The sequence below is a fragment of the Pedobacter sp. B4419 genome, from assembly GCF_059693725.1.
The window spans coordinates 1865640-1877824 of sequence record NZ_JCASSL010000002.1 but is presented as its reverse complement, the minus strand read 5'-3'; the positions used below and the strand labels follow the sequence as shown (position 1 = coordinate 1877824).

Genomic DNA, 12185 nt, shown 5'->3' with positions numbered 1-12185 from the left:
AAAGTACAAATCTTAAAAAATAATTAATCCACATCGCCTATTTTTTACTTAACATACAGATTTGCAAGCTTTAATTCATTTTATTTTTTTGTGTTTGACTTTGATTTACCTATCTTAAAGCACCTAAAGACAAGACTGTGAAAGAAGAACTCAAAAAGTGGTATAGCCCTAACCTAAACCTCGACATAGAAACCCTCGTCTTCGGACATGCCGGTTACCCTATCCTGCTTTTTCCGACGAGCATGGGCAGATACTATGAAAACAAGGACTTTAAATTAATCGAATCCGTACAAGGCTTTATCGATTCGGGCAAGGTAAAAATTTATTGTCCCGATGGAATTGACAAACTGAGCTGGTACAATAAAGACATCCATCCGGCCGACAGGGTGAAGAACCACATCTGGTACGACAAGTTTTTGTTGGAAGAACTGGTGCCTTTGGCCAAGAACGAAACCGGCCACCATAAGGTAATTACAGCTGGATGCAGCTTTGGGGGCTACCATGCCGCCAATTTTGCTTTTCGGCATCCCTGGGTTGTTAGTCACTTATTTAGCCTGAGCGGGGCTTTCGACATCAAAGGCCAACTAGATGGCTTTTTTAATGACGATGCCTACTTTAACAATCCGGTAGATTTTTTGCCTAACGACATGAATCCCGAGCTGTGGCAACTAAAAATTGTACTGGGCACTTCAGACCGCGACATGTGCCGGGGCGACAATGAACGCCTATCGGGCATCCTGCATCAAAAAGGAATTAACCACTGGCTCGACATCAGGCCAAATGCCGACCACGATTGGCCGATTTGGAGAGAAATGTTTCCAAATTATTTAACACAACTTTAAATCATCACCATTGAAAATCAAACATATAACAAGATGAAAAAAATTGGAATTTTATTTGGCCAGGAACGCTCGTTTCCACAGGCCTTTGTTGACAAGATCAATGAAAAGGGTGAAAAGGATATTACGGCGGAGTTCGTCAATATCAGCAAAGTGTTTCAAGCCGAAGCACCTGAATATGCGGTAATTGTAGATCGCATTTCGCAAGATGTGCCTTTCTATCGCGCTTACCTTAAAAACGCAGCTATGGGTGGCACCGCCGTAATCAACAATCCTTTTTGGTGGAGTGCCGATGAAAAGTTCTTCAACAATGCGCTGGCCGAGAATATTGGTGTTCCAGTACCAAAAACTGCATTAATACCTTCAAGGGAACATCCAGATGATACCACTGAAAAATCGTTCAGCAATTTGGTAATGCCTTTAGACTGGGATTCGATTTTCGAATACACAGGTTTTCCAGCCTACATGAAACCATTTGATGGCGGAGGTTGGAAAGAGGTTTACAAACTGCACGATAAGCAGGACTTTTTTGATAAGCATAGCCAAACCAAACAAGCGGTAATGATGCTCCAGGAAGAGATTATCTTCGAGGAATATTTCAGGTGTTATTGCATTGGTGGCAAATATGTGCACATTATGCAATACGAACCACGCAATCCACATCATTTGCGTTACGTAATTGATGGACCAAAACCTGATGCCAAACTGCTAAAAACCATCGAGGCCTACACCTTGAAACTGAACAAGTACCTCGGTTACGATTTCAACACCGTTGAGTTTGCCGTTCGCGATGGCATTCCTTATGCGATAGATTTCTGCAATCCCGCACCAGATGCAGGAGTAGAAAGCGTTGGCCAAGAAAACTTCGATTGGGTAGTAGAAACCGCAGCGACTTATGCCATTGAAAGAGCCAAGGCACAAAAAACAGGAAAAGACAACCTAACCTGGGGCGAGTATGTAAGAACTTCGGCCACAGGCACCCCATTAACAGGCACAGCCAAACCTGCCAGCAGCGCCAAGGCTAAACCTGCAACCAAATCATCCCCTAAAAAAGAAACCACTAAAACCACAGCAACAAAAACAAAAAAGGCGCCCGCCAAAAAGTAATTGGGATTTTTATTTAACAGGAGATTATGATGATGAACGAATTTACGCTCGGAATAGAGGAAGAATACATGGTAATTGATCCCGTTACCAGAGAACTTACCTCTCACGATCAGAAAATTGTTGAATCTGCACAGAAGATTCACAAAGACCAGGTAAAGGCCGAAATGCACCAGGCCGTAGTAGAAGTGGGTACCGGCATCTGCCATAACACAGACCAAGCCCGCAAAGAAATTTCGCAGCTGCGCTACACCGTTTCACAATTGGCCGGAGAACAGGGCCTACGCATAGGCGCCGCCGGAACACACCCCTTTTCTCATTGGGAAAAACAGCTCATTACCGAGCACCCGCGTTACAGCGAAATTGTAAACGAACTGCAGGAAGCTGCCCGCTCGAACCTTATTTTTGGCTTGCACGTACACGTGGGCTTCCAATCACGCGAGCTGGCCATACACATTGCCAATCAGGTAAGGTATTTCCTGCCACACGTATTTGCGCTGTCTACCAATTCCCCTTTTTGGGAAGCCAGAAATACAGGCTACAAATCGTTTAGAACCAAGGTTTTCGATAAGTTTCCGCGAACAGGTATTCCAGACATTTTTAACAGCATCGAAGACTACGATAATTATGTAAAACTACTGATCAAGACCAATTGTATGGACAATGCCAAGAAAATTTGGTGGGACATTCGGGTGCATCCGTTCTTCGATACGGTAGAATTCAGGATTTGCGATTGCCCAATGCTGATTGACGAAACCATGGCTTTTACAGCTTTGTTTCAGGCATTGTGCGCCAAACTTTATAAATTGCGCCTGCAAAACATGGAGTTCATCAGCTACTCGAGGGCATTGATCAATGAAAACAAATGGCGCGCGGCCCGTTATGGCATCGACGGCAATTTGATTGATTTTGGTAAGGAAATGGAGGTAAACTGCCGTAACCTGATCCTCGAACTCTTGGATTTTGTTGACGATGTGGTTGACGATCTAGGCAGCAGAAACGACATTAATTACGTGCACCAAATCTTGGCCAATGGAACAGGAGCCGATAGGCAATTGGCCGTTTACGAAAAAACAGGCAGCTTTGAGTCGGTGGTAGATTACATTACTACCCAAACTTTAATAGGCGCAAAATAGAAAATGACTAACAGAAATATTAAAGTAGCGGTTATCGACATGAACAATGGCTTCCCCAACCAGGGGATGCGCGGGATACAGGAACTGCTGCGAAGCTACAGCAAAGAAAACCAGTTAAATTTAACCTACGATTTATTTGATTTAAGACAAAAGGGAGAGATACCGGGCACCGAATACGACATCTATATTTCGAGCGGCGGTCCGGGCAGTCCGTTTGATGGAGAAGGCGAAAAATGGGAACATGATTTTTTCACTTTGCTAGACAGCATTGAAACTTTTAATGCCCAAAATGAACACAAGAAACATGTTTTCCTGATCTGCCATTCCTTTCAATTGGCTTGTCGCAAATACGGATTGGGAACAGTAACCAAAAGAAAATCGAATGCCTTCGGAATTTTTCCGGTGAACTTAACCGAAAACGGCAAACACGAAACGGTATTTGAAGGATTGCCAGACCCCTTCTATTCGGTCGACAGCCGTGATTGGCAAGTAATCAGGCCAAATCAAGCAGATTTTGAAGCAAAAGGCGCACAGGTTTTGGCCATCGAAAAAGAACGCCCACATGTGGATTTAGAACGTTGCGTGATGGCCATTCGTTTTTCGGAACAGATTATCGGCACGCAGTTTCATCCGGAAGCAGATCCTGTTGGCATGAAAATGTACCTGTTGCAAGACGAAAAGAAAACGGCAATTACGGAAAATCATGGGGAAGAAAAATACCAGGATATGCTCAACAGTTTGGAAGATCCAAATCGGATTACCCTTACCCAAAGCATTATTTTGCCCAATTTCCTAACCCAAGCCATCAACACTCTAGAAGAAGTTTAACACCATACCTCTGTCCCCCTCCGGAGGGGGTTGGGGGAGGATAGCGAATAAACCATGATCCAAAAATATCGCCAAGCCTTTAATGCCAATTTTACTCCTGAAAAGTACAAAGACTTCTTAGCGCAACTGGAAGCAGGATTTCCCAGCATTCCTTTTCGGGTGGCCGAAACCCCTATTTTTATTCCAGAGGCCTTAAAGGAAAAGCTTATTGCCGCAGGCGAAGAAATCATTACGCTTATTAAACAAGCCAACTTTAAGGAATTGACGCAAAAATCAATCCCTGCAGCATGGAATGTTCCTAATGAAACTGCACACCCACATTTCCTGACCTTCGACTACGGCTTATGCAAAGACGAAAAAGGTGAAATCGTACCGATGCTGATAGAGATGCAGGGCTTCCCCTCACTATATGGCTTTCAGGCGCATTTGGCATATACTTTTAAAGAGGTATTTGCGCTTGATGATAAGCTGAGTCCTTATTTTAGCGGAATGAACCAGGAAACCTATTTTGAGCTGTTTAAAAAGGTGATTATAGGGCCACACGAACCTCAGGAAGTTGCGCTTATGGATCTGGATGCACCAAACCAAAAAACGGCTATCGATTTCTTTGTAACGGCTCAACATTTGGGCATACCGGTTTTGGCACTGGAAGAAATTAAAAAGGAAGGCAAGCAGCTATTTTACGAAAAAGACGGACAAAAAATTCAATTGAAACGAATTTACAACCGCTTGATCTTTGATGAAGTTGGCGAAAATACGCAAGTTTTTGAACAGGGTTTCGACCCAAGAGAGGAACTGGATATAGAATGGATTACGCATCCCAATTGGTTTTATCGCATTAGCAAATACACCATGCCTTTCTTGAAAAGCCAATTTGTACCTGAAACCCATTTTTTGAATACAATAAAGGAAATACCTGCCGATTTAGAAAATTATGTGCTTAAGCCCCTATTTTCTTTTGCGGGCATGGGCGTAATTATCGATGTAACCACAAATGATCTAGCGCAAATCAAAGATCCAGAAAACTGGATCCTGCAGCGAAAAGTGACTTATGAACCTTTAATCCAAGCTCCAGACGCGGGTGTAAAGGCCGAAATCAGGATGATGTATTTATGGCCCGAAGGCGAAGAGCCCCAGCTCTGCATTAACTTGGCCAGATTGAGCCGTGGCAAGATGATTGGCGTACGCTACAATAAGGATTTTGATTGGGTGGGTGGTACGGTTGGATTGATGGAAAATCAGGATTAATTGGTTCATTAGTTCATTGGTCATTAGCTTATTACTTACTCAAATTGCTAACTGAAAACTGGTTCACTCGATCATTCTCTCACTCAGGCATTCAATCATTTACAAATTTGACAGTAATCTGAACCGCCCTCAATAAATATTCGTAATTTTGTAGTATGGATATTCAGTTCATCATCATGATCGTGGTTTTTGCCATCGCCCTGTTTTACATAGGTCGACTGGTTTACCGTTCCATATTTCCAAAAAATGGATCTTGTGCTTCGGGATGTGGCAAATGCAGCGCCAACTTCTCTAATATTCCAGAGCCTAAGAAATAAGCTACATGCTAGATAAATTTGAAGCATATTTGCAAGAGCGATTGGCCATTACCAACGAACAGGCAAAAGAAGCAGTAAGTTGCCTTAAGACCAAAAGCTTTAAAAAAGGTCAAACGCTTTTAAGTCCCGGCGACCTAAAATCCGATTCCTATTTCATTAACGAAGGCTTGTTGCGCTGTTTTTCGATCGATGAGAAAGGCAAAGAACATGTGATCCAATTTGCACCTGAAAACTGGATGATTTCCGAAAGAAACAGTGCCGTTTTCAATGAGCCTTCTTTCTTTTATATCGATGCCATCGAAGATACGGAAGTGGTGGTGGTAAAGAAAGACTTTTTCCCAGCCATCCAACATGTGGTACCCAAAATACTCGAATTGAATATCCTGATGTTGCACAATTCGATCCGCTTTATGCAAAAAAGGATCAATATGTTGCTCGGTGCTACTGCCGAAGAACGTTACCTCGATTTCATCAAACTTTACCCCAACCTTACTTTACGCGTACCCCAATGGATGATCGCCTCTTATTTAGGCATCACACCAGAATCGCTGAGCCGTGTGCGTAAGGATCTTGCCAAAAAACATTTTAAATAGCGACGAACTCTTCGTCTAAAACCAGAAGTTTTCATTAGGTTATGGTCAATAGCCTATGGCTAATGGCTAATTTGCGTACCAGCCAATCTAAACTATAGATCATCAACTATAAACGAGTTCTCTAATAATTAAACTCTAGCATTACTTATCATACATCAATGCGTGAGCAAACTACTCGCCTTAACTTTGTGTTATAAAATTTAAACGACTTAAAAAACATAATTTATGGCAACTACTAAATGGACCTTAGATCCAACCCACAGTGAACTACAATTTAAAGTAAAACATTTAATGATTACTACAGTAACTGGTAATTTAAAATCTTTTTCATCTGAATTAACAGCAGATGGCGATGATTTCGAGAACTCATCTATATCTTTTTCTGGAAATATAGATTCTATCGATACAGGAAATACCGATAGAGATAACCACTTAAAAGCAGAAGATTTCTTTGATGCAGCTAAATTTCCAACCATCGAATTCAGCTCTGCAGCAGTAGAAAAAGACGGTGATGATTATATCGTAAAAGGTGATTTGACAGTTAAAGGCACAACCAAACCTGTAAAATTAACTGCAGAATTTGGTGGTATCGCTACCGATCCTTGGGGCAATACCAAAGCAGGCTTCACTTTGAGCGGAAAAATCAATCGTACCGAGTTTGGCTTAACCTGGAATGCTGCCTTAGAAACCGGTGGTGTAATGGTAAGCGAAGAAGTAAGAATTTTAGGCGAATTACAGTTCGTAAAACAAGCATAACGCGATAAGCGTGAGGCGCAGGGCGTAAAGCGTTAATCCAACGCGAGATGCAAGGCGTCAAACGCTCAACGCAAAATCTCTATAACAATGAAAGCAAATGTAAAAAAAGTAGCAGCAGTGCTCAATCCGCCTGCACCACACATGGTAGGCGATGGTTTTAGGGTACACAATTTTTTCCCAAGTGGCTATCGACTGAACATGAGTCCGTTCTTTATGCTTGATTACAATGCGAAAATTGAATTTTCAGCGCGCAACGAACCTCGTGGCGTTGGCGTACACCCGCATCGCGGATTTGAAACCGTAACCATTGCCTATCACGGTGCCGTAGCGCATCATGATAGTGCGGGCAACTCGGGCATTATCTATCCTGGCGATGTGCAATGGATGACTGCCGCAAGTGGCATTCTCCACAAAGAATACCATGAAGAGAACTTCAGCAAAAAAGGCGGTCCTTTTCAAATGGTGCAGCTTTGGGTAAATCTGCCGGCAAAAGATAAAATGAGCACACCGAAGTATCAAGGCGTTAAGCAAAGCGATATGCAAAAATTGGTTTTGCCTAATGATCAAGGAATAATTGAGGTAATAGCAGGAAATTTCGAAGGCACAAAAGGCAGCGTAACTACTTTTAGTCCTATAGAAATGTACAATGCCCGCCTAAACAAGGGAGCCCAAACAACCTTCCGTTTCCCGGCCGCTTACAATACAGGTTTTGTAGTAATAGAAGGCAGTATTAAGGTAAATGGAACGGAACAGGCTGCCACCAATCAGTTTGTTTATTTTGAAAACGAAGGCGAAGAGATCGAACTGGAAGCATTGGAAAACAGTATCCTGCTTATGCTAAGTGGCGAACCGATTAACGAACCCATTTCGGCTTATGGTCCGTTTTTAATGAACAAACCCGAAGAAATACAACAGGCAATAGCTGATTACAACGAAGGAAAATTCGGCTACCTGGAAGACTAAATAACCTTTGTGGTTTTTTAAGAAGTCGGTCATTGCAATTGCAGGGCCGGCTTTTTTATTGGGTATTCTTGCCATTGTCTGGCATAAGGAAGGCCGCGAAGTTGGTTACAGCGCTTATTCCTGAGCTAAAACTAATCCTCAGCTATAAAATAGTTAACCTCCAAAAACTTGTCTATAGCATTTTCATCGTCCTCTTTTTTCTTCAGCTCCTTTAAAACTCCACCAACTATCATTTTTTTCTCGGGCAATTTTTCTTTCCCTCTTTTGTTCGCAATAATGAAAGTTTCTGAAGATTGCTCATCCCTGATTTCATAAATATCATATACATCAAAAATCGGGACCATTACCAATACTTTTCCAGCCGGAATCATTACAAAACCACTCAAGCCGGAGTGCTTTTCCCTAAAGCTTGGCACGCCAGTAACCACCGTGTTAGAAGAGATCGTACCCTGGGCCGCTACTTCTGAAGGCAACAGCCATTGTGGCTTAAATTTATCGTAGGCTTCCTGTAGACTTTCATCGAACGTTGCCATTACTTCTTGTTTGGCGACTTCGCTCAGTTTTGAAATAGCCAATTCTAAAAACAAAACGGCCTGTTGCTTTTCAAAAAACAGTCCGGCTACCTTGCCCACTTCTGCCAAGCTGATCTGTTGGTCATTTGGTTTGGTAAAAATATTATAGAATCTTCCACCGTTGTCTAAGCTGGTGATGGCATCAGTCGAATTAGTAAAGGTTATGATTTTTTCCATGATTTGGTTTCCCAGAGTTTCTTATTTATTAATGTTTTTCGATCAGACAAACGGCATAGGCCACCACCCCTTCTTCCCTTCCGATAAAGCCCATCTGCTCGTTGGTGGTTGCCTTGATAGAAATGTCTTCTATATCGATAGCTATTGCTTCGGCAATATTGGCTTGCATTTGTGGAATGTGCGGATTGATTTTTGGTGCTTCTAAACAGAGCATGGCATCGATATTTCCAATCTGCCAGCCCTTTTCTTTTAACAGCTTTACGGTTTCCTGCAATAGGATTATACTGCTGATTCCTTTCCAACGGGAATCAGTATTTTTAAAGTGAAAACCGATATCTCTTAAATTTGCGGCACCCAAAAGCGCATCGCAAATGGCATGTAGCAATACATCGGCATCAGAATGCCCAAAAGCACCTTTATGATGTTGCAAATTTACGCCTCCAACTACAAATGGATGATTGTCTTTTAATTGGTGTACATCAAAACCAAAACCTACCTTGATCTTCATTTATTTGGTATCGCCAAAGTTAAATAGCAGGCTAAACCTTAAAGTATTAGCCAATGGACTTTTTTGTGGATCTGCCAGCAAATAGGCAAAGTCCATATTGAAAATATTGTATTTTAGGCCAGCACCCAGGGTTACATAACGTCGGTCGCCTTTTTTGGGTGATTCATAGAAATATCCCGCACGCAACGCAAACTGCTGGTTGTACCAATATTCTACGCCGGTACTAATACTTACTTCTTTTAATTCTTCACTAAAACCACCTGGCGCATCGCTAAACGAACCGAATATCCCGGCCGGAACAGAACGGTCTGGATCGCGCCCCGAAATGATATTGCCGTTTGAATCTCTTATGGGCTGGGTAGGCACCATTAGCTTATTAAAATCGAGTGCAAAAGTGAATTGGTTATAGTCGTCGATGATCAACGTCGTGGCACCTCCAATTTTCATGTTGGTGGGCAGGAAGAACTTATTCCCCCCATCCACATAGCCTATTTTGGTTCCGATATTAGAAAAATTGGCGCCGGCGCCTATAATTGCATCCTTGCCAAACATTACCGTTTGCTTTTTGTAATAGGCCGAAACATCTACCGCAAAGGCTTTGCCAGCCCGGGTTTGCTGTCCGGCAGAAAACTGGCCCGACGAAAGGTTTGAATAAATAAAACGGCCAGTGGTACCTAAAGAGAATTCATCGCCAAACCTACGCGAATAGGTAGCATCAAAAGAAAATTCATTAGGGCTATAGATTCCCAGGTCCTGTTGGTTCGCATCAGTGAGCTGAATTTGACCCAATGAGAAGTAGCGCAAGGAACCGCCAATCGTACTTCGGTCATCTACCTTATAAAATCCGCTTAAATAAGCCAGGTTGATATCGGGCACCAAACTTTTTAGCCAAGGGCTATAAGACGCCGAAAAACCATAAGGCCGTTCTAAAAAAGCCAATTTTGAAGGATTGATGCTCATGGTATTGGCATCTGGCAAGATGGCTACTCCCGCTTCGCCCATACTTCCTGCCCTGGCATCGGGCGTAATGAGCAGAAAAGGAACGGCGGTAATGATGTTATTAGACTGACTGCCATTAGTTTGGGTACCCGGTTGCACAACTTGCGCTTGTAGCCTGGTGCCACAAAATATGGCTAAAGAAAACACACCTAAAGCTGTTGCGCTAAAGTACTTTAATCCCATCAGTTAAAACAGATATATGAGGTATGCAAGTTAACATAGTGTTTATTAATTTCAAAGCATTAATATTATTATGACTTTTAGCCTTTGCTACCTTGTGATACAACGTAATTCAGCACTAAATGTTGTAACGCCTATTTCAGCCCATTTATTTAAGCAAAACCCATAAACAAAAATCACCTAACACAAATAGGCACAATAAATTAGCATCATTTACGTTTGTAGGTATTGTTCGATTATTTAAGCGCTGGCCAATGCTTACGGGAGGTGGTTTTAACTTATAAGCAACTAAAATTAAGATTTTTTTTGGTGGCCCGCCCTTTTTACGTAATTTTAACGGTTAAGTGTTACAAAGGCACAATTTATGAAAAAAACATACTTATACTCTTTTGCATTCTTGATCAGCTTCACGGTTTTTGCTTCTTGTAAGTCTAAAAACAACAGTGCAGTATCAAACAAAACCGGCTATGCCTATAACAAAAAGGAAAATGGCGGTTTTGAAGTAGCGAATAAGTACAAACGTGGTCCAGGCCCTGGATTAGTAGAGATTGAAGGTGGCGAGTTTATCATGGGCGGCAGTGCCGTTGATATTCCAGGTCAAGACATGAGCAACTATAACTACAAACGCGAAGTTACGGTGAGCTCTTTCTACATGGACGATACCGAGGTTTCAAATACCAACTGGCTAGAGTACCTGAACTGGATTAGAATCAATTTTCCTACCGACGCACAATATTACTATGAGGAGTTGCCAGATACCTTGGTATGGCGTAGTCCGCTTGCCTTCAATGAGCCTTATGTAAACAACTATTTAAGACATCCGGCCTATCAGGATTATCCAGTAGTTGGCGTAAGTGCTAAACAGGCAGAAAGATATTGTGCATGGAGAACCGACATGGTAAACGAGAAGTTATTGCGCGATAAAGGCTATATGAACTCTTTTGCCTCTATTAATGGTACAGCGGGCAGCAGAAGGACTACGGTTGCTACTACGGTAACAAAAAAAGACAAGCCTTTTAACACAGAGATTTACCTGAATGGCCAATATGATGATAAGGGACCTCGTGCAAAGCCAGATCTTAGTCCGACAGCAACCGCTGGAGCTGCTACTGGCGGAGCCACAAACAGCAGAAATGGACCAACCAGAAATGTAAGATTAGAAGATGGCGTAATTTTACAGCCATTCCGTTTGCCAACAGAGGCTGAGTGGGAATATGCCGCGCTAGGCTTGATTGGCAATACCCAATACGAAAACGTTAACGAGAAAAAAATCTATCCTTGGAATGGCTTGGGCATTACTTCTGCCAAGAAAAGCACCAGGGGATTAATCTTGGCCAACTTTAAAAGAAGCAAAGGCGATTACATGGGTGTAGGCGGTTCATTGAATGATAAAGCGGCTTTTACACAAAACGTAAGAAGTTATGTGCCTAACGATTTTGGCTTATACAATATGGCTGGAAACGTAAACGAATGGGTAGCCGATGTTTACCGTGCAGCCACTTTCGAACAGGCAGATGCCTTGAACCCATTTAGGGGTAACCAATTTCAGAACAAAGACAGAGACCCTGTAAATAGCCAATTGAAACAAAACAAATACGGCAAGCCAGACATGGTAAAAGCGAATTCAGGCGTGAAACAAACTTGGGAAGAGCTACAGGCCGGAAAAGCAGCAGGCACCAATGGCAGCGCGCCTTACAATGCCGATCAGCGTGGCTACCGCGATGAGCAAAGCAATTTATATGGCATTACAACCTTGGTAAATGATAAATCGAGGGTTTACAAAGGTGGCTCGTGGAATGATCAGGCCCAATGGTTAAATCCTGCATCGAGAAGACATTTGCAAGAAGACGAGTCAACGGCAGATATTGGTTTCCGTTGCGCAATGACGATGTTAGGTCCATCAGAAATCAGATCAAGTGGCAAGCCACAATTTAAAAACGGAAGATAAGTTAAAATCATAAGCAA

At 42.4% G+C, this 12185-nt stretch carries 13 protein-coding genes; 10 read left to right on the top strand and 3 right to left on the bottom strand.

Annotation, left to right across the window (positions count from 1 at the left end; translation table 11 throughout):
• Nucleotides 1-137 precede the first annotated feature (137 nt).
• The 9 genes from AC570H_RS19655 to AC570H_RS19615 all read left to right on the top strand — a co-directional run bounded on the left by AC570H_RS19655 (nucleotide 138) and on the right by AC570H_RS19615 (nucleotide 7784).
• Entirely contained in the window at nucleotides 138-842 is a 705-nt protein-coding gene (locus AC570H_RS19655; protein ID WP_497358047.1) for an esterase family protein, read from the top strand.
• 33 nt (nucleotides 843-875) lie between these two features.
• Complete coding sequence (locus AC570H_RS19650) at nucleotides 876-1946, top strand: ATP-grasp domain-containing protein (RefSeq protein WP_497358045.1); 1071 nt, start codon at nucleotides 876-878, stop codon at nucleotides 1944-1946.
• A 26-nt stretch (nucleotides 1947-1972) separates the two neighbouring features.
• Nucleotides 1973-3079, top strand: a complete 1107-nt coding sequence (locus tag AC570H_RS19645) for a carboxylate-amine ligase (protein ID WP_497358043.1) — start codon at nucleotides 1973-1975, stop codon at nucleotides 3077-3079.
• 3 nt (nucleotides 3080-3082) lie between these two features.
• On the top strand, nucleotides 3083-3907 hold the full coding sequence (locus AC570H_RS19640; protein ID WP_497358041.1) for a type 1 glutamine amidotransferase: 825 nt from the start codon (nucleotides 3083-3085) through the stop codon (nucleotides 3905-3907).
• A 54-nt stretch (nucleotides 3908-3961) separates the two neighbouring features.
• Complete coding sequence (locus AC570H_RS19635; protein ID WP_497358039.1) at nucleotides 3962-5155, top strand: hypothetical protein; 1194 nt, start codon at nucleotides 3962-3964, stop codon at nucleotides 5153-5155.
• 155 nt (nucleotides 5156-5310) lie between these two features.
• Nucleotides 5311-5472, top strand: a complete 162-nt coding sequence (locus tag AC570H_RS19630; RefSeq protein WP_497358037.1) for a FeoB-associated Cys-rich membrane protein — start codon at nucleotides 5311-5313, stop codon at nucleotides 5470-5472.
• Between the two features lie 5 nt (nucleotides 5473-5477).
• Complete coding sequence (locus tag AC570H_RS19625; protein ID WP_497358035.1) at nucleotides 5478-6065, top strand: Crp/Fnr family transcriptional regulator; 588 nt, start codon at nucleotides 5478-5480, stop codon at nucleotides 6063-6065.
• A 225-nt stretch (nucleotides 6066-6290) separates the two neighbouring features.
• Complete coding sequence (locus tag AC570H_RS19620; RefSeq protein WP_497358033.1) at nucleotides 6291-6821, top strand: YceI family protein; 531 nt, start codon at nucleotides 6291-6293, stop codon at nucleotides 6819-6821.
• 87 nt (nucleotides 6822-6908) lie between these two features.
• Nucleotides 6909-7784, top strand: coding sequence for a pirin family protein (locus tag AC570H_RS19615; protein ID WP_497358031.1), 876 nt, complete (start codon nucleotides 6909-6911; stop codon nucleotides 7782-7784).
• Between the two features lie 131 nt (nucleotides 7785-7915).
• Here AC570H_RS19615 and AC570H_RS19610 read toward each other — a convergent pair whose 3' ends face one another.
• Genes AC570H_RS19610 through porV form a run of 3 tightly spaced genes read right to left on the bottom strand, consistent with a single transcriptional unit; the run spans nucleotide 7916 to nucleotide 10223 of the window.
• Nucleotides 7916-8533 carry a hypothetical protein gene (locus AC570H_RS19610; protein WP_497358029.1) on the bottom strand — a complete coding sequence of 206 codons (618 nt, stop codon included), beginning with the start codon at nucleotides 8531-8533 and terminating at the stop codon, nucleotides 7916-7918.
• 28 nt (nucleotides 8534-8561) lie between these two features.
• Entirely contained in the window at nucleotides 8562-9041 is a 480-nt protein-coding gene (gene ispF, locus AC570H_RS19605) for a 2-C-methyl-D-erythritol 2,4-cyclodiphosphate synthase (RefSeq protein ID WP_497358027.1), read from the bottom strand.
• Nucleotides 9042-10223: a type IX secretion system outer membrane channel protein PorV gene (gene porV / locus AC570H_RS19600; RefSeq protein WP_497358025.1), complete on the bottom strand. Its 1182-nt coding sequence runs from the start codon at nucleotides 10221-10223 to the stop codon at nucleotides 9042-9044.
• 361 nt (nucleotides 10224-10584) lie between these two features.
• Between porV and AC570H_RS19595 the strand changes: the two genes are divergently transcribed.
• Complete coding sequence (locus tag AC570H_RS19595) at nucleotides 10585-12168, top strand: SUMF1/EgtB/PvdO family nonheme iron enzyme (RefSeq protein ID WP_497358023.1); 1584 nt, start codon at nucleotides 10585-10587, stop codon at nucleotides 12166-12168.
• Nucleotides 12169-12185: the final 17 nt, after the last annotated feature.

What these genes read in the sequence shown, in the direction of transcription:
- AC570H_RS19620 (WP_497358033.1), top strand. Translation starts at nt 6,291, where the DNA reads ATGGCAACTACTAAATGGACCTTAGATCCAACCCACAGTGAACTACAA.
- porV (WP_497358025.1), bottom strand. Translation starts at nt 10,223, where the DNA reads ATGGGATTAAAGTACTTTAGCGCAACAGCTTTAGGTGTGTTTTCTTTA.
- AC570H_RS19645 (WP_497358043.1), top strand. Translation starts at nt 1,973, where the DNA reads ATGATGATGAACGAATTTACGCTCGGAATAGAGGAAGAATACATGGTA.
- AC570H_RS19615 (WP_497358031.1), top strand. Translation starts at nt 6,909, where the DNA reads ATGAAAGCAAATGTAAAAAAAGTAGCAGCAGTGCTCAATCCGCCTGCA.
- AC570H_RS19625 (WP_497358035.1), top strand. Translation starts at nt 5,478, where the DNA reads ATGCTAGATAAATTTGAAGCATATTTGCAAGAGCGATTGGCCATTACC.
- AC570H_RS19595 (WP_497358023.1), top strand. Translation starts at nt 10,585, where the DNA reads ATGAAAAAAACATACTTATACTCTTTTGCATTCTTGATCAGCTTCACG.
- AC570H_RS19650 (WP_497358045.1), top strand. Translation starts at nt 876, where the DNA reads ATGAAAAAAATTGGAATTTTATTTGGCCAGGAACGCTCGTTTCCACAG.
- AC570H_RS19610 (WP_497358029.1), bottom strand. Translation starts at nt 8,533, where the DNA reads ATGGAAAAAATCATAACCTTTACTAATTCGACTGATGCCATCACCAGC.
- AC570H_RS19640 (WP_497358041.1), top strand. Translation starts at nt 3,083, where the DNA reads ATGACTAACAGAAATATTAAAGTAGCGGTTATCGACATGAACAATGGC.
- AC570H_RS19635 (WP_497358039.1), top strand. Translation starts at nt 3,962, where the DNA reads ATGATCCAAAAATATCGCCAAGCCTTTAATGCCAATTTTACTCCTGAA.
- AC570H_RS19630 (WP_497358037.1), top strand. Translation starts at nt 5,311, where the DNA reads ATGGATATTCAGTTCATCATCATGATCGTGGTTTTTGCCATCGCCCTG.
- ispF (WP_497358027.1), bottom strand. Translation starts at nt 9,041, where the DNA reads ATGAAGATCAAGGTAGGTTTTGGTTTTGATGTACACCAATTAAAAGAC.